We start from the raw sequence: 17535 nt of genomic DNA on the forward strand, positions 1-17535 counted from the left end.
CGCCCTTCCCCAAGTTGTCATCCTGAGTCCATGACGAATGATCTGTATCCAGGTGAAGCATTTAAAGTTCGGCGAGGTCCATCTTCATCTTCATGATGCCATAGGCGCCCAGGCCTGCGTGCCTCAATCGCTTACCATTCAGCTGATCCTAACGGTGTTACTCAAGCTTGTTCAAATCATCACTCGAAAGACGGAAGGCAACAAGTGACGAACCGTGAGCAAAGAAATCTAATGGGATTCGCTGTCAATTTTTTACAGAAAGTGCTGATAAAAGGATTACCAAAATTGGTGCCTTTCAGGGGATTTTGTTCGTCTCGGAAACATCCCACAGGAAGGCGATATACTCCTGCTCCTTTGGGGTCTTGGAGGAGAGCGGTAGGTAGTTTCCGAGTTCGGAGGCTCCTTCCATAGATTATCCTTTCGCTTTTGCCTTGGCTTTGGTGAAGAAGGCCTTGTCTTTGCTGTATTGATGTACCAACCAGTCAATAAAAGCTGGGCTATATTGGGTCGGAGATCCCTTAATTTTTCCTTTGTAAAAATATTCCGAACGTTTTTTGATGCCATACACTTTACTTACGCATTGGATGCCGTGTTGATTGATCTGCAATCCTGGAACCCTTGTTTTCATCTGTTCAATTATTTCTTTTTGCCGGAACGGGTGGGACTTGCTGGGGTCTTTGGGGACTTCAATAATCCTGACGGAATCACCGCTTTCCGTTCCCGTCGAAAGCACAATATCTGCATCATTTTGATTTTTTGTCAGTACTAGGCGATATTCGATACCGATTGAAAATTGTGAAGGCCGTTGGAGGGAGTCGAATTCATGTTTGATTTGCGAGCAGTAGCGGGTGAGAAATTCTGCGGTATCCCGGCCTAACTCTCGACGAAGTCGTTTGTCGGTCAGGTCGCTTTGCTCCGGGCAAAGATCGTAAACCAGGCTCATCATTCCTACCGGCACTCGATCGGAAAGCGAAACTTCGAACCAGCCATTCAGGCGGTTGTGGTAGTTGATTACGCTTGCCTGGAAAAGACAGAGCACTTCGCGCGGAATCTGGCTGAACACAAGGTGAACCGTTTCATCTCGCAGGTCAGCAATGCGTTCAATATTTCTCCGCTCAGGGATTTCTTGCTCGGGGATGATCTTTTCCAGACAGTCTCGCAAAGAAAGCGAACGTTTCGGAAGTCCTCGTTTCTTTTTGTAATAGATAGAGTTTTGCTTCCCTGTGTCCTCCAATATCTTTGCTTTGAGTAACAATTCCCAAGCATTGCAGATCAAGTAACAGAACGTTTCGAGCCGGTATTTGATGGAAAGCCTGTTGATGGTTTCTAAGGCGTGGATGTATGCCTCTACACTCTTATCAACCAATCGTCCTTTAAGCCCTGGGTTTCCTCGATGACCCTTCACAATCCTATTCCTCCGATGAGGTAGCTGGTTCTTCCCCCCAGATGCGGGCGAGGGTGGCTTGGATCTTTTGCTCGAAGCGTTCGATCAGTTGGCGGTTGGCGGCGACCAGTGCTTGCTCTGCTTCGATCTCGGCCACGATGGCTTGTTGTGTGGCGAAGGGTGGGAGGGGGATTTTGTATTCTTTAAAGAAGCCGTTGGAGAAACTTTGAACCGTAACGCCCGGCTTAATGCCTTCTGCGAGGATGGAAGCAGATTTTGTTTTGAGCACATAAAACAAAAAATCTGGGCTCATTGCCCTGTCTTTTGGTAGGAACGCGATCAAATCCTGATTGATGCACATAGGCCGCGAAAGGATGGCCACAGGGAATGAGTGTTTGAGTATGCCTGATCGCACCACGCAAACAACTGTTTTGGCAGGAAACAACTTCGTGGAACTTCCGGCTATCGCCTTCTCCGAGATGTGGTCTGCGGTATCGACAATAACATCTGATTTCATGTCCTTCGGTGAGACCCACGGAATCTCACCTATCCAATAAATTGGTTCCTCCGTCGATGGGGTGCCACCACTTGAGGTTGAGAAGTGCTCACCAAGATTAACCATCGGCCAGTCGGGGTGGATGGGGATGTGGGGGCGGTAGTTGTCGAGGACGGCGCGGGCGCCGTCGATGACTTTCTGGTAGCCCTCGATCTCCGCCACGATCTCCTTCTGCACCTCCAGCGGCGGCAGGGGGATTTTAATTTGAGTGAGCGCGTTGCCGTTGAACTGTGGCTGTCCGCCGCCGGTCGTAAGGTTTCGCGCCTGTTCCCAATACTTTTCTGATTGAGCGAACGACCAGTAGAAATCAGGCAAAAGGCTATCCTGTGGAAATCTGAGGCGAATCAGGTAGGACGCGAAGACTGCCGGATATTCTTCGTCGAACAGCATCGTTTTGCCGAAGGTGGCACCAGTTCTCGCAACGAGGAGGTCGCCTTTTTTTAACAGATACGGCTCGGAATCCTGAGTAAGCTTGATGAACTTGGGTTCGTCTTTCCTGATTCGCCCATCTGGAGCGATGTCAGTGATCCTCACAAACCGTGCATCACCTTTTTCCTCGGCGCTCGCCGTGAATCCGTATTCCGGTTTGCAGATGGTGCCGAGTTCCACCTGTGGCCACTTTTGATTCAAGACCCCCCTCTCTCGATACCGCTCCCCACTCAGGTTGTAGTCGCCGTTTTCGGCGATCTTTTCCTTCCCAACGATCAAGCCAAGGGTAGTTTGAAAGTTTTCAACCAGGCCTTGTTCCCGCAAGCGACGCAAGTATTCATTGAGTTCCACTAGGGCTTGTGGTAAGTCGTCTTTATCAAAGCGACGCCGCTGGGCGCCAAGCCCAAAGCCATCGTTCTCGATTTTGAAGAAGGCGATGGTGTTTGTCTTCTTTGCCAGGGACTTGTCGAGGATGAGGATCGAGGTCTTCACACCAGAGTAAGGATTGAAGACTCCTGCTGGAAGTGAGATGACGGCAACCAGGTATTCCTCGACCAGCATCTTGCGTAGTTGGGTATAGGCATTTTGGCTCTGGAAAATGATACCCTCGGGCACAATGATGCCAGCACGGCCAGTGGGCGTGAGGTGCTCCGCCATGTAGTCCACGAATAGCACTTCGCTTCGCTTGGATTGCACCGAAAAACGGTTGTGCGGCTTGATGCCTCCTTTTGGTGACATGAAGGGCGGGTTGGCGAGAATGACGTCGGCATACTCGTTCCATCGGTCCTGGCTGGTGAGCGTGTCGTATTCGACGATGTGTGGGTCGGTGAAGCCGTGCAGGTAGAGATTCACCAGGGACAGGCGCACCATATCTGGTGAGATGTCGTACCCCTTAAAGTTGGTGGCCAGGCGACCCTTTTCATCCGGGGTCAGCAGGTCGCCCTTGGCGGGGGGAATTTTGGAAGTATGGAGTGCTTCTTCCCCGCTTATCTTGCTCCCGTTCGGTTCGATACCTTCCGGTGAGCTGTTTGCTTTGAGGATGTGCTTGTAGGACGAGATGAGAAATCCAGCGGTGCCGCAGGCTGGATCGAGCACCGTCTCGGTCTTCTTCGGATCGAGGATGGCGACGATGAAGTCGATGATGTGCCTCGGCGTGCGGAACTGTCCGGCATCTCCCTGGGAGCCGAGGACAGAAAGCAAATACTCATAGGCGTCCCCTAAGCGCTCGGAGTGGTCGTAGGCGAACTCATCGATGATCTTAAGAAAGGCACGCAGGGTTTCCGGGTCACGATAGGGCAGGTAGGCGTTCTTGAAGATGTCGCGAAATAGAGTCGGAATGCCGGGGTTCTCCGGCATCTTGGCGATGGCCTCAGCGTAAAGGGTCAAGATTTCGTGCCCGCCTAGGCCGGAGCGCATGAGTTTGGCCCAACCGTAGCGCGCAAACTCTCTGGCGAAGAACTTGCGCTTTCCCCCGAACTCTTCGCTCTCGGCATCCATGTCGTCCATGAATTTATAGATGAGCGCGATGGTGATCTGCTCGACCTGGCTTTTGGGGTCTGGCACTTTGCCCACGAGAATGTCGCGGGCGGTATCGATTCGGCGTTTGGTGTCGGTGTCTAACATTATTTCATATTTTTCATTGCGGGACTGGAGAGCAATGACCCCATTTGGGTGATCGCAATCTGGTTTAATTTGACGAGGCGCTCGGATTGGGGAAGCCTTTGGCGGATAAGGACTGCGTTGAGGCTTTCCAGATTGGTCAGAACGACCAACTGCTCCAATGTGGCCTGGTCACGAATATTGCCCTGGGTATTCGAATGCCGTGTGCGCCATTCCTTTGCTGTTTTCCCGAATAGTGCGACGTTGAGCAGATCGGCCTCATTGGCATAGACAAGAGATGTCTGCTTACTCGTGACGATGGCCGGGAGCAGGGTTTCCTTGATGGCATCCGTATGGATGCGATAGTTGATCTTCGAGAGGGTCCGTTGCAGATTCCACTCCAGCTTGAGCCGATTGCTCTCCTCTTCCTTGAGCCTCTGGAACTCCTTGATAAGGTAGATCTTGAATTCCGGACTGATCCACATGCCGAATTCAAAGGCAATGTCCTTGTGTGCAAAGGTCCCACCGTATCTTCCGGCCGTGGCTCGAAGGCCGACGGCGTTGGTCTTGGCGACCCATTCCTTGACACTGATTTTGTAGCTGTTCAGACCTGCTTGGCTTTTAATTATGGCGAATTCGCCATAATTAAAGTCGGGGTTGTGGACGCGTTCCCAGATACCGAGAAACTCAACGGTGTTGCGATTTCTTAGCCAGTCCGAGATGAAAAATTCGCCGTCTTTCGCCTTCAACATATCCGTCAAGGAAATATAGTCCGCATCCTTGCGCGAAAGGACAGTGATGGTCGTTCCGAGGACATCAATGCTTGTTTTCTTGGATTTGCTCATTTTCCTATTTTCTTTCAGGCGACGAACTGGGTCAAGGAGACGTAATCCTTGATGTACTCGGGAATGAGGGCGCGATATTTCTCCGGCACCGCCTTATAGTCGCGTGTGGAGAAGACCGCATTGGTGGCCAGGTCCGTGAAATGTCGATTTTCAATAATGGAGCGAATCTGGTTGCTACTGACATAGGCTTTGAAATAGTTTTTGATGGCTGAAATGGCTTCGGCTTTGTCCGGCTTGTGGTCGGCGACGAACTTGGCGAATTCCTCTTCCAAAAGTTCGTCCTTGGATTTGAACCGTGGGATGAGGCCAAATATTTTTTCCAGAATCTCGCGCAGCGTGAGGCGGCGATCCACTGCGGCAGCTTTGCGCAGCTTGTCGAGGTTGTAGTATTCCTCGGGTTTATCGAAGACCTCCCGGTTGACGTAGTCGATGACTCTATCCCATTGTCCAGCCTCGACGGCTTGCGCAATGTTTTCGTTCTCGCGCATAGAGTCTCCAAACCTCTCAAAGAACATGCGGTCGATTCTCATGCCGTATTCATTGATTTTCTCTTCTTTAATGGTGGAGAGGATGTCTTGCCCCAGGTGCTCGTAGGTGCCTCCCACCACGACCGGGTCAGTTCCCTCTCCTTCACCATCACTTCTTCCACGAGTAGGTTTGGGCAGCTTTATGACTTCATCGTAGTTGTATTCCTCCTCAAAGTATTCGCAATTAGCGAAGAAGTCGAAGAGCTTATACGACGTCTTATTTGGTTCCTTAACTCCTTCTTTGATGGTGTCGTCGAAAAGCTGCTCCAGGAAGTTATGCTTACGGGTGCCACGCCCTTTAATTTGGATGAAATCCGTGGGAGAAAAGATAGGCCGAAACAGGCCGAGGTTGAGAATGTCCGGGCAGTCATATCCGGTTGTCATCATGCCGACTGTCACGCAGACTCTGGCTTTGCTGGTTTTGTAGCTGGGTAGAACGTTGGCCGAACCGAGCAAGTTATTGTTGGTGAAGTTGATCGTGAACTGTTGGGCATCCGGTATCTGCGACGTCACCTGGACGGCGAAGTCCGACTGATACATGCCCGGAAACATGCGGTCGGCGATCTCATTGAAAATCTGCGCCAGTTTGGCCGCGTGATTCTGACTGACAGCAAAAATGATGGACTTGCCGATTTCACCGCTGACCGGATCGCGAAGGGCATTATCTAGGAAGGTCTTGCAAAAGAGTTGGTTGGTGGACTTGGAAAAGAACTGTTTCTCGAACTCACGTTGCTTAAAGGCTTCCTGCTGATCCTCCCCTGTATCGTCGTTCATGGAAACCACGAATCCCTCTTTGGAAAGCAGCTCGGTTGTGACGACCGTCCGCGCATCCACCACGATGGGATTGATCAGGAAACCCTCCTTCACCCCATCTAGCAAGGAGTAGCGAAAGGTGGGCTGGCTATTTTCGCACCCGAAGGTCCGGTAGGTATCCAGCAGCAAACGTCGCTCTGCCTCACGCGGATCCCGCGTGGTTGGGCTGCTCTGGTCGAACCGCTTCAGGTAGTCACGGGGTGTGGCGGTCAGGCCAAGTTTGTAGCCAATGAAATAGTCGAACACGGCGCGGGCATTCCCGCCAATCGAGCGGTGCGCTTCGTCGGAGATCACTAAATCGAAGTCGGTTGGAGAGAAGAGCCTCTGATATTTGTTGTTGAACAGCAAGGACTGCACCGTGGTGACGACCACTTCGGCGCGTCGCCAGTCGTCGCGGCTTTCTTTGTAGATATCCGTTTTGAAGTCTGAGGAGAGTAGCCCCACAAAGGCCTTTTTCGCCTGGTCCTCCAGTTCGAGTCTATCGACGAGAAAGAGCACGCGATGGGCATTGCCGGACCGGAGAAACAGCTTAATGACGGCGGCGGCAATGAGCGTTTTGCCTGTGCCCGTGGCCATCTCGAAAAGGAAGCGATCTTTTCCGTCTTTGACAGCCCGTTGTAATGCATGCACGGCCTTCAACTGATAAGGGCGTAGGAATCGCAGTTTGTTGGTTTGTATGTAACCAGTTCGTTCGGGTTCGTTTTTCCAGGCCGCTTCGGATGCATAGGTCGGGCGTTGGGTGAGGACAATGTAGTCGTCCCCAACTTGCTCATCGATCAGGCGCTGTGGGTTAGGCGTGATTTTTTGATAGCCAACCACCGAGCCCGGGGTCGGGAACGAGGTGATGAGGTAGGGGTTGCCTCTTTCAAGATCCCAGAAGTAATGCAGGTTTCCATTCGAGAGGATGATGAAGCGGCAATTCTGAGAACGGGCATATGTGCGAGCCTGCTCTTTGCCAACCAACGGGTTTTTATCTTCGGACTTGGCCTCAAGAACAATGAGCGGATAATTTCTGGCGTCCAGGAGCAGAAAGTCAATGTAGCCTTTGGTCGTTTTTTCGAAATTGTTACCTAACGCGTCGAGATCGGTCGTTTTGATCGTGACGCTGGGTTCAAGGCGGATGTTGGCTGGGGCATTGCCATCGGCGAAGAAGCGCCAGCCTGCGCCGTCAAGCAGCCTGTTGATTTTAATCCTGGCTGTGGCTTCCTTGGCGGACATGATGATTCCTGGCTCAGTGGAGCCGATCAAGCGTGTCACTTAACGTTGATACTTGGAATGGGGGAATTGTAGGCGGCATGTGCAACGGAAATTAGACGTAACCCCTTACGATGTCAAGCATTTTTCTTATTCCAGAACTTGATTTAAAGAAGGAGGAAACTCGTAGTCATTCTGCAACGGGAAGCAGGGTTTGAGCTTGATGGAAAGGTCTTATTGGCTTACACTCGCTGGTATGCAGAATTATTCAACTCCTTCCTCATCTCATGGCCTTAAAATTTTACCAGCCTATACGGGTTTGGATACTGTTGAGGCCATTCTGCAAGTCCCTCGGGCCAGACGGTTGTTCTGGTTGGAAATACTTTTTAACGATCAACTCGACCTCAAACCCTGGCAGGATCACCCTGAGGTGCAGGACGCCTATCAGAAAGCTTGCCAGTGGTTCACCACGTATAGAAGTTTGATTCAATCCGTGTTGCCTCGGGTGTCGCTCCCCCTCGACAGCGGAAAAATTGACCAGCGAGACTATCGGAGGTTTGCGGAGGCTCTTCAATTTTTTAACGCCTAGTTCTTCCTTCACCTAAAAGTATTTCTGAATAATTGCCAACAAGTTTGAGCCCCCTCCTTTTATTACCTGGGTGTGATTTGCATATTCGAGGGTTGCCGGGTTTCGGCCCGGCAGCCGAGCTACTTTTGGTCGGGCAAAAGTAGCCAAAACCCGTGACGCCCTCCCTGGGAAGATCGGAGAGGCCGGACGCGAACTTGGGGAGAGCCGCCCAACTCACGGAGCCTGCCCTGAGCCAGGTCGAAGGGCTCGAACAGGGGCTGCCGGTGGATGAGAGCGTCCGCCCAAGGGCCAGGGAGCAGGCGTCGTGCCGAAGAAAGAAGTGAGGCGTAAGAATTTTGAATATTTCGATAGTATATTTTTACGAGGAGGGGGGCGGGTTGCCACAATGTTGTTCGCGAAGGGCGAGGGCTTCGGGCATCCATTCCTGAAATTGTTTGATGCGGGTCCCGTGGCTGGGATGGGTGGACATGAATTCGGCCGGTTGTTTCCCTTGACTCATTTCTCCCATGCGCTCCCAGAGTTTTGGAGCTTCGGTCGGATCGAAGCAGGCACGGGCCACAAACAGCAGGCCCATATAATCGGCTTCTGATTCATGGTCACGGGAAAAGGGGAGGAGCACACCATATTGAGCACCCACTCCTAATGCGCCCATGACCATTCTCTGTGTGTCGTAATCCATATCGCCGACGGCCACCGTGGCGGCGATGGTGCCCATCTGCACTAATTTTTGATGAGCCATGCGCTCGGCCCCATGACGCGCGATGGCATGGGCGATTTCATGGCCCATGACGATGGCCAACCCGCTTTGGTTTTCCGCAACTGGAATGAGCCCGGTATACACGGCGGTTTTTCCCCCCGGTAAGGCAAATGCATTGGCCTGTTGAGATTCAATGACATTAAATTCCCAGTCGAATCCGGGATCCACATCGGTTGCCGCATTTGCCAGACGGCGTCCGATGGTTCGGACCAGATCCACGACCTGCCCTTCCGGAATGACTTGGGACTGGCTGAGGATTTCTTGATACGATTGCAGCCCTAAGGCCATTTCCTGCTCATGGGTCATGTCCACCAATTGGGAACGGCCGGTCAACGGAACTGTTTCCTGGTTCGAGACGTAAAAATACAGTCCGTATATCGCGAATAGGACGAGCGGGATGAGCCGCATTTTCCAACTCATGCGTGCACGGGGTTGTCCACCTATTCCCCTATTTCTCCCAAATAATCCGAAGCGCATCGCCTGTGTTCTCCGGGGGCTTAATCAAGCAGTATCGCTAATAAATTTTTGCGGTAGAATACATGGGAAGGCAGTGAAAGCTTACTGCAAACAAGCCAGGCGAGGCTAGCGTTGATAATCATGAGATGCATGTATCCATGCCGGATGGGCACCTGGAAAAGGGAGAGGCGATGAATACTGAGACAACCCAAGTCGTGGTTTCACGGCGAAAGTTTAGTGGGAAACAGGTTATCCTTGTAGTCGGGCTTGCGATGTTGGTCATGGCGTTGGGCGTTGTATTGTGGATCAACCAGTACGTGAATGCCGCGATGTTTCCGCCGACCCGATTGGGTGAGTCGGAACAGCAGGTCCTGAATGTCAAAATGGCTCATTTGCTTCACACGGCCGATTCCCCTTCTTCATCTATGTCCCAACCTCCTTCCTCCACGGTAAATTTGCCCATTGAGCCGGTGCCGTATTCTGAAGCGGATGCGAGTCGGCAGATTCAGTTAACCGAGCGGGAGGTGAATGCCTTGATTGCCACCGATTCGTATATGGCCAGACATATGGCTGTTGATATGTCGGATGATCTCCTGAGTGTCCAACTTGTGGTCCCGGTAAAACACGAGATGCCCCTTGTGGGTGGAAGGATGTTGAAGGTCAATTTTGGATTGGCGCTGAGTTATGCCGATGGAAAGCCGGTGGTGGCGATGCGCGGGATTAGTTTAGGTGGAATTCCGCTTCCCAGTGCCTGGTGGGGAGATATCAAAAATACCAACCTGGTGGAAGAATTTGGCGGCTCAGGCGGGTTTTGGGATCAATTTTCGAAGGGGGTGAAGGATATGAAAGTTCAGGATGGTCAATTGTATGTGATGTTGAAAGAATAGCCGTCCCCATCCCGAGTTCAAGCCTATTCATTCGTCTGGAACAGGCTTGATTTTCAAGCATCCCGGTAACGTACCCTCTCCGTCTTTCGTGTCGATCCATACGAAGGGGATTTTCCTACCCGGCGCTGATCATATTCAGTGGTTTGAATCGAAGTGCGTCCTGCCTGCCTGGAGTTCCTGTTCTCCGGTTGTTGTTTTAGGTCCCCGTCTCCCTTGTTGTTTTGTAATCCCTCGTTGATCCTTCAGATGGTCCTACCCCTCTTTCTGTTCACTGCCGGGGTCTGGTTTTATGGGGCTGTGGGGTTTCCCGGAATCACCAGACACGTCATAGGCGGGATGGCCGCCCAATACAGAGCCTGGGCTTCCACAGGATCAAGTGAGAGCACCAGGTATTGGTGGGACCCGCCCCAGGTGCCTATTCTGGCTGTGACCCGTCGCCCCCAGCCGGCTATCTGGTGTCCCATGTTTGCCCAAAAAGAGGGAAGGTGAGACGGTTGTACCAAAATAGTCACGGATTCTTGAAAGATGAGCTCATAGCGATTGGGCATATTGTTGACGGTTAACGGAGTGATGGGATCTACCGGCGGAGAGTCCGGAGAAGAATCTGATGGCGGGGAAATGGGCAGGGGTGAGACCGATGGGTCTTTCGTCTTGAGATGAAGCACGGTTGAGTGGGAGAACGGGTCTCCGATCCACTCGGCGCGGGTGAGGGGAAATGTCCGCAAGGGAATGCCACGGGCTTTGAGCAATACGATGTTTTTGTCGGTATCGACGATGACATAGAGAGATTTTGTTTGTGCCATTTGCAGTTCTTGTTCAACGGGATGAGAAGAGGTTTTCGGTTGAGCCCCGCTCTGAGAAGAACAGGCTTCTCCCAGGACAAGGGTAAAAAGAAGCGTCACCACCAGGTAGGAACCGGGGGGTTGGAGCGGCCAGGGGTTGAAGGAAGCTTTGAGCGGGTTCAATAGATGATCAGGGTGGTGCCAAGGGGCACGTGGTGAAAGACATATTCAAGCGGTTCATCGCCAAGTCGGATGCAGCCATGGGTGACGTTGGTGCCCAGCGTTCGCGTGTACAGCGTGCCATGGATGAAATAGCCATTGCCGAAGCCGAGGGCATAGTCGCCGAGCACCCCGGTTTCAATCCGGTCTTTGGGTTTAGTTGGAATGGGTTGCCCTTCTTCAATGAAGGCCCAGTCGGGTTTGTTCCAGGCCGGGTTTTTAATTTTGCTGGAAATGGTAAAGACCCCACGCGGAGTATCGAATACCCATCCGTTGCCGGGATTGCGAGGATCTTGTAACCGCGCTCCACTGCCGGTTGAGGCTACGGCACTGTAGAGGATTCGATTGCCCTTTCGAAGGGACACCCGATTTTGGGCCGTATCGACCACGAGGTACAGGCCCTTGGGCGCCGTGGCGAGGAGGCGGGGAGCGGAAGGATAAAACGGGATGTTTTCTTCCTGGGGGTGCGCCGCCACCGGGACCACGGTTGTAGTGCGTTTGGGGGCGGGGGGGCGTGAGGCCCCAAGTGTCGTTGTCAGCAGGACGAGTAGGCTCAGCAGAAGCGTCAGGTGTGAGTGGGGGGTCATGAAGAATGACATTCTATTCTATGTCGGTGAATGAGGCCGCAAATGTGGGGAGGGTGTGCCAGCGTTCATTTCGCTCCTGAATATGCGCTTCCATCCGGCGTACTAAGTTCACGACCTCATTGTCTTGGTTCAGTGCCCCGACGATGGTGACAGGCGTTCCAACTTGTGTCCGACCAAATACGTCATCCATGGTTGAATTCTTCAAGGCAATACAGCCGCTGGTGGTATTTTCGTTATTAGGTCCTTCGCCATGGATTTCAATCAGACTGCCGATGGATCGATCCGCTGGAACCAGGCCATTGGCTTGGGCATCCTGGAAGCGCTTTTGATGGGCAACGGTCGGGTAATCTAATAATAAGGCCTTATAATAATTGGTCCCCGATCCGTCTTTTTTGTGTATCACATGAAACTGGCCTTCCGGCGTGGCGCCGTCTCCCTCGTAGAGCTTATCTGCCAATCCTGAAAACCCCACGCGTGCCGGATAGTCGGCAATGATCCGGCCCCGTTGGTAGACGAGTAGGCGACGGGGAGCTTTGAGCACAATGACCGCTGTGCCGGCTGTCCCGGTTGATCGTTGAATGGTGTCCGTGACCCATTGTTCCCAGAGGGTAATCTGGGCATCATTTCTGTAGCGATTCATCTGAGCCAGTACGTGGGGTTCCACGCGGCGAAGATGCTCAAGGGCCTTTTCTCCGGCTGCCCGTGCCTGCCGGTATTGTCCCTGCTCTAATCGCAAGATACTTTCTTGTAACAGTCCCTCTGCCAGGGAAAGCGCAAACATGTCGTCTTCCAGATCGAACAGGTGGGACAGTTCACGTAATCGTGTGAGATGAGCTTGTTCGGGTTGAAGGAGTTCCTTGACCTCCGTGTGAAGCGCTGACACTTTCTGGCGCGAAGCTTGGATCAGCAGAGAGCCTTCTTCCACCAGTTGTTGATACTGCTGGTTGAAGGTCGCTTCATCGCCGTTTGTCCACCAGTAATTGGCCTCCCTCCGCCATTGGGAACGGAGTTCAATCACCTGGTGATGAAATTGTTGGTAACGATCAGGAAATAAGGCCTCTGCGCCGTTGGCCCGGGCTTGTCGGTCCAGATCCTCGATCAGAGGGGGAAAGGTCTCGGGCTTCCCTGTGTGCCCCCACCAGGCATACGCCAAGGCTGGAAGCAGGACCAGTATGAACGTGATGATCCAGCGCCGACGCCAGGCCGACTGAAAACAGGTGGGCGGAGTGATCAATGTGTTCTCTCTCATCAGGCCTGTTGCTTTGCGGGAAGCCGTTTGAGAGAGATAATCCGGGCTTGAAGTCGGGTGGAAAAAGATTCTACGGAATGGGAGGTGATCATCACGTCGATGAATTGTTCCTGGGCCATAATGGAGTCGATTTCGGCGAGGAGCCTTTCGGTATCCTGAAAGGCTTGGAGAAGTTGGTCCAGCTTCCCGTGATCAGATGCGGGAGTGGACACTTCTGTCAGAAGGGCACGAACGTCTTGAAGATGCTGTTTGGCAAAGGCGAGAGCCACCTCGGCATTCGCTTTACTCTCTCTTTTATTGGCGATGGCTTCCATTTTGGCTTGGGTCGCATCGTCGAAAACTTCTGACAATATCGTGATCGCAGGATCATAATTTCGAAAGAGCGGTATCCGATCTCCCTGTTGATCCAGATTTTGCTTGACCTGTTGATACCCCGTTTCTGCTTCAGTGAATCTCTCAATCGCGTACTGTTCGGCTTCTGACATTCTCGCGTCTTCAAGGGCTTGCGTGGCTGCGTTCCATTGGGAGAGAGGTGGTTCTGCGCAACCGGCTATGAGCAGCCAGAGCAGAAAAAGTGCCTGGGTGTAGTGGAGAAGGTTAACCTGTCGAGGGCTGCGTTGACTGGTGGATTTCCATACAGCCATGTTGAGTTGAAGTCTTTCTGTCACGATTATTGGAGCATTCTTTGACATCGGGAAGGTCGTTCTTCATGAAGAGGAAGAGGGGCCGAAACGTTCCGGCCCCTCTTGTCGTTCGCCCGCATCAAAACCTGAACAGGTAGGGCCTTTTCCTCAATGGTAAAAGGTCGGGAGTTGCAGGTCGTGGGGATCGTCAGGATACCTATTTGCCGAATGGCTTTTTGGGCGGATTTTGCTGTGGTTTAGCAGGGCTGGGAGCGGCAGTCGGTTTCCCGATTGGCATACCCTTTTTGGGATCTTTTTGATTGGATTGGCTCACAGTAGCACCTCCTTTGAAGGTTAGGTAAGCCGTCATGGCTTACTATTCGGAGATATAAAAGCAAAGGTAATGCCAGTTTTTGATCCGTGTTGCAGGGGTAATTTCCCTATTTTTTGCGGATAAGTCGATGAAATTTCGCGAAGGAACATGATGCGAAGAGACATCCTGTCCAGTGCAAGAAATCTTGTCCAAAATTTCTGGAAATTCTGGTCCCGCTTGGGAGGTTCGTTTTAAAATTTTCTCCTGGGGTTCCAGGGAGGGTCGGGAATAAATTCTGGCTGGTCATCCGAGGCTTGACCAGCCCTTACCATTCTGTTGCCTACGCTGGAGGATACCTGGTCGGCACAGACGGAGGCCGTTGAATACGTCCAGGAAACTGAAGGAGTTCAATGCCTCTTATGATGATCGGCGTTGTAAATATTGTGTGGCGGCATCTAAGGCCCGGCTCAGTAGTTCAGGCCCCGCCCAGGTTCGGGTGGTTTGGCTTTCATGAGCCTTGGCCCAGTCCAGGGCGAAGGGGAGGGGAATGAGGCGAATCGGGCCTTGGTAACAATCTGCCCATAGTTTGCTTAGGACCGTGCCGATTCGAAACGGGGAGGGTATCAGATTGACGGGGTTCTGTATCACGTCTTGGCAAAGTTCCGCAGGGGACGTGACCAGCAATTCCCGACAGGCGGAGGGCCGCTGTTCATAGATGGAGCAGATTTCGTTTTCCAGAAATGGACAGGGCATTCGAAGCGCATAGTACGCGCGATTAAGAGGTTCCAGTTCTTCATCGGAGCCTTGATGTTCGGAAAAAGCCAATCGTTGCAATCCATCCTCCAGGCCGGCCTCACGTAAGATTTCTTGAGCCGCCTGAAATCGCTCAAGCAAACGCTCCTTTTTTGGAGAAGGGAGTGCCTCGACAACCGACAGGAGCGCAAAGGCCTCCGGTGGGGCGACGGGAATCATCATGCGACAGCAGGCGGCACAGCCTTTTTGGCAGGAAATGGTGTCACCGGTTTGAGTGGTGTTGTCGATTTCCAACTGTTGAGCTTGTTCTCCAAGGGATCGCATGAGGGGGAGAATATCGGTAAGGGGAATGAATCCAGTCGGTACGGAAACCGACGCCGCCAGATTTCCGGCAGGGGTTTGAATATCCAGGTTGTACGATTCGTGAGGTCCGGAGGTTTTCATGAGAAAATCTTATGAAAGATCAATCAACTAAACAGATTACGTTAATAGACGTCATTGCCCGGCCGTGACATGCACTGGAGGGGAGCCGGAGATTGAATTGTAGAAGAACCCGTATGTTGAGGAAAAGCTGATGGCTTGGGTTCACCCGACATGCCGGGGAGGGCATGATTTTCTGCATGGCGCCATTCCAAGAGAATCATGGGTCTTACAAGATACCCGGGCTTTTACCTTGAGAGTTTTAATTCTTGAGGAAGAACGAATTCAAATTCAAGTCCTTCTGCTTCAAATGGGCTTCTCGTATCCAGGGGGCTGACATCAGGCACAGTTATAGCATAGTCGGGTCGTGCTTAGGGAGTGAAGGTCTCTTTTTTCTAAACCGGTCCTCCCCTTAAGGCATAAAAACCGTACCTTGGAAAGGAAAGTCGAACCACCACTATGCTTGAACGTGTGATGGATCGTTCAGTATTTCGGACGAAACGTTTACTGAGCCACCCGCGCTCCGAGGATTCCCATGAATTGAAGTTAAAACGGGATCTGACTGTGTGGCATTTAGTCGCGCTTGGGATTGGCGCCATTATTGGGACCGGAGTGTTTGTCTTAATAGGAACGGCCACGGTCGGCAATTCCCACCGACCGGGTGCGGGGCCCGGCATCATTCTGTCCTTTTTGTGTTCGGGAATGGTCTGCGCGCTGGCTGCGCTCTGCTATGCGGAATTTGCCTCTATGATTCCAGTGGCCGGCAGCGCGTATTCCTACACCTATGCCACGTTGGGAGAATTGATTGCCTGGTTAGTGGGGTGGAATTTGATTCTGGAATATGGCGTGGCGAGTGCGGCTGTGGCCATTGGCTGGTCCGGGTATTTTGTCAATGTTCTCAAGTTGGTGGGAATTGAACTGCCGGATCTGCTGGCTCATGCTCCAGAAGCAGGCCGCGGTGGCCTGATCAATCTTCCGGCTGTAGTCGTCTGCCTTGTGATGATGGGCCTACTCTTGATGGGAACCAAGCGAAGTGCACAGATCACCGGTGTGATTGTGGTCGTGAAACTTTTCGTTATTCTTTTTTTTCTGGCTGTTGGAGCAGGAGGGGTGAACGCCGAGAATTGGACCCCGTTTCTTCCTAATGGGCTATCCGGGGTCGGAGCAGCCGCAGCCATTGTGTTTTTTGCGTATGTGGGTTTCGATGCGGTCTCGACGGCGGCCGAAGAAGCTCGAAACCCCCAGCAGGACATCCCTCGGGCTATCTTAATATCCTTGGCATTCTGCACGCTTATTTATATCTTGGTGGCAACTGTTCTGACGGGGTTAGTCCCTGTAACAACCATTGATGTTCATGCACCTGTGGCAGACGCCCTCAGCCGAGCAGGATACCGGTGGGGCGCAGCCCTGGTTGCCGTTGGGGCTTTGGCCGGGATTACCGGCGTATTACTGGTCATGATGCTCGGGCAAATCCGGATCTTCTTTGCGATGTCTCGAGATGGTCTTCTCAGTCCTCGCCTGGCCACGATTCATTCCAAGTATCAGACTCCGTCCCTGTCCACCATCCTGACTGGATCAGGGGTCGCGCTTCTCGCTGGGTTTATCCCCATTGGAGAAGCCGCTGATATGACGAATATCGGAACCCTTTTTGCGTTTTGTCTTGTCTGCCTTGGCGTGCTGTGGCTCCGTGTCACCCAACCGGAGCATCCACGGTCGTTCCGGCTTCCCTGGATGCCCTGGATACCCGTATTGGGAACACTATCGTGTTTTGGGCTTATGCTCTTTCTCCCCTTACTTACCTGGATTCGTTTTGGGGCGTGGACATGTATCGGACTTCTGGTCTACGCCTTCTATGGCCATCGCCACAGCCGGTTGGCCGCCCCTCATGGAAATATTTCGAGACTCCCATAGGGGTTAATGGTTCTTCTCCTTGGTCATGATTTTATCGGTCCAGGCTAACAACACGGCCGAGCCTAAAAAGGTCAGATGGATGATGAGTTGCCATTGGATGTGTTCAATTGGCACATTGGCAATGTTGACGAAGGCCTTGAGTAAATGAATGCTGGAGATGCCAATCAACGAAGCCGCTAATTTTACTTTGATGGTTCCCGGGTCGATATGGCTGAGCCAATCCGGTCGATCAGGATGACTCTCCAGACTAATTTTACTGACAAAGGTCGCATACCCTCCGATGACGACCATAGTAAGCAGATTGGCCACCATGGTGATATCCACCAGGGTGAGAATTCCTAACATAAATACGGTTTCAGTGAGGGTGCCAATTTCATGGACCATGTGCCACAGTTCGGTCAGAAATTTCCAGGCATAGAGCACTTCAGCGATAATCAATCCACCATATAATGGTGCTTGGATCCACCGGCTGGCAAAGATGCCCATTTCGAATGCATGTTCAATCCAATGCGGGATGTCTTCCGGCGTGGAATCGATGGGAGAACCCGGTGAAGTCGGGGATTGGGACATGAAAACCTCCTTTGAAAAAATGATGAATGAACGTGTAAGGCTCTCCAGTCGGTCTGGGAGCATGACCGCGTT

The 17535-nt window shown here is 52.2% G+C and carries 15 protein-coding genes; 4 read left to right on the plus strand and 11 right to left on the minus strand.

What is annotated here, in order from left to right; all coding sequences use genetic code 11:
• The first annotated feature begins 37 nt into the window (after window positions 1–37).
• Window positions 38–208 carry a hypothetical protein gene (locus tag PJI16_12035; protein ID MDT3778287.1) on the plus strand — a complete coding sequence of 57 codons (171 nt, stop codon included), beginning with the start codon at window positions 38–40 and terminating at the stop codon, window positions 206–208.
• 204 nt (window positions 209–412) lie between these two features.
• Here the strand turns inward: PJI16_12035 and PJI16_12040 are convergent, their stop codons facing one another.
• The 4 genes from PJI16_12040 to PJI16_12055 are packed head-to-tail and all read right to left on the minus strand — an operon-like array spanning window position 413 to window position 7371.
• A complete protein-coding gene (locus tag PJI16_12040) occupies window positions 413–1405 on the minus strand; it encodes a DUF3644 domain-containing protein (GenBank protein ID MDT3778288.1) in 993 nt (330 codons plus the stop codon).
• Window positions 1406–1409: 4 nt separating this feature from the next.
• Window positions 1410–3992, minus strand: coding sequence for an N-6 DNA methylase (locus tag PJI16_12045; GenBank protein ID MDT3778289.1), 2583 nt, complete (start codon window positions 3990–3992; stop codon window positions 1410–1412).
• Window positions 3992–4813 carry a KilA-N domain-containing protein gene (locus tag PJI16_12050; protein ID MDT3778290.1) on the minus strand — a complete coding sequence of 274 codons (822 nt, stop codon included), beginning with the start codon at window positions 4811–4813 and terminating at the stop codon, window positions 3992–3994. Before PJI16_12050 ends, PJI16_12045 begins: the two co-directional genes overlap by 1 nt.
• Before the next feature lie 14 nt (window positions 4814–4827).
• Complete coding sequence (locus tag PJI16_12055; protein MDT3778291.1) at window positions 4828–7371, minus strand: DEAD/DEAH box helicase family protein; 2544 nt, start codon at window positions 7369–7371, stop codon at window positions 4828–4830.
• Between the two features lie 199 nt (window positions 7372–7570).
• Between PJI16_12055 and PJI16_12060 the strand changes: the two genes are divergently transcribed.
• Window positions 7571–7936 carry a hypothetical protein gene (locus tag PJI16_12060; protein ID MDT3778292.1) on the plus strand — a complete coding sequence of 122 codons (366 nt, stop codon included), beginning with the start codon at window positions 7571–7573 and terminating at the stop codon, window positions 7934–7936.
• 358 nt (window positions 7937–8294) lie between these two features.
• Here PJI16_12060 and PJI16_12065 read toward each other — a convergent pair whose 3' ends face one another.
• Entirely contained in the window at window positions 8295–9113 is an 819-nt protein-coding gene (locus PJI16_12065) for a M48 family metallopeptidase (protein ID MDT3778293.1), read from the minus strand.
• Between the two features lie 227 nt (window positions 9114–9340).
• On the opposite strand from PJI16_12065, the gene PJI16_12070 reads away from it, so the two are divergent.
• Entirely contained in the window at window positions 9341–10036 is a 696-nt protein-coding gene (locus PJI16_12070; GenBank protein ID MDT3778294.1) for an arginine N-succinyltransferase, read from the plus strand.
• Between the two features lie 287 nt (window positions 10037–10323).
• Here the strand turns inward: PJI16_12070 and PJI16_12075 are convergent, their stop codons facing one another.
• The 5 genes from PJI16_12075 to PJI16_12095 form a co-directional block, all read right to left on the minus strand.
• The gene (locus PJI16_12075) at window positions 10324–11001 is read right to left on the minus strand and encodes a hypothetical protein (GenBank protein MDT3778295.1); all 678 of its coding nucleotides are present in this window, start codon (window positions 10999–11001) and stop codon (window positions 10324–10326) included.
• On the minus strand, window positions 10998–11624 hold the full coding sequence (locus tag PJI16_12080) for a L,D-transpeptidase (protein ID MDT3778296.1): 627 nt from the start codon (window positions 11622–11624) through the stop codon (window positions 10998–11000). The genes PJI16_12075 and PJI16_12080 overlap by 4 nt, the downstream gene beginning before the upstream one ends.
• 13 nt (window positions 11625–11637) lie before the next feature.
• A complete protein-coding gene (locus PJI16_12085; GenBank protein ID MDT3778297.1) occupies window positions 11638–12873 on the minus strand; it encodes a L,D-transpeptidase in 1236 nt (411 codons plus the stop codon).
• The gene (locus tag PJI16_12090; GenBank protein ID MDT3778298.1) at window positions 12873–13517 is read right to left on the minus strand and encodes a hypothetical protein; all 645 of its coding nucleotides are present in this window, start codon (window positions 13515–13517) and stop codon (window positions 12873–12875) included. The genes PJI16_12085 and PJI16_12090 overlap by 1 nt, the downstream gene beginning before the upstream one ends.
• A 709-nt stretch (window positions 13518–14226) precedes the next feature.
• Window positions 14227–15006 carry a YkgJ family cysteine cluster protein gene (locus PJI16_12095; GenBank protein MDT3778299.1) on the minus strand — a complete coding sequence of 260 codons (780 nt, stop codon included), beginning with the start codon at window positions 15004–15006 and terminating at the stop codon, window positions 14227–14229.
• 435 nt (window positions 15007–15441) lie between these two features.
• Here PJI16_12095 and PJI16_12100 point away from each other — a divergent pair, with 435 nt between their 5' ends.
• Window positions 15442–16893, plus strand: coding sequence for an amino acid permease (locus tag PJI16_12100; protein MDT3778300.1), 1452 nt, complete (start codon window positions 15442–15444; stop codon window positions 16891–16893).
• 3 nt (window positions 16894–16896) lie between these two features.
• Here PJI16_12100 and PJI16_12105 read toward each other — a convergent pair whose 3' ends face one another.
• Window positions 16897–17463 (minus strand): TIGR00645 family protein, encoded by a 567-nt coding sequence (locus tag PJI16_12105; GenBank protein ID MDT3778301.1) that lies wholly within the window; start codon window positions 17461–17463, stop codon window positions 16897–16899.
• Window positions 17464–17535: the final 72 nt, after the last annotated feature.

Source organism: Nitrospira sp. MA-1 (assembly GCA_032139905.1).
GTDB lineage: Bacteria > Nitrospirota > Nitrospiria > Nitrospirales > UBA8639 > Nitrospira_E.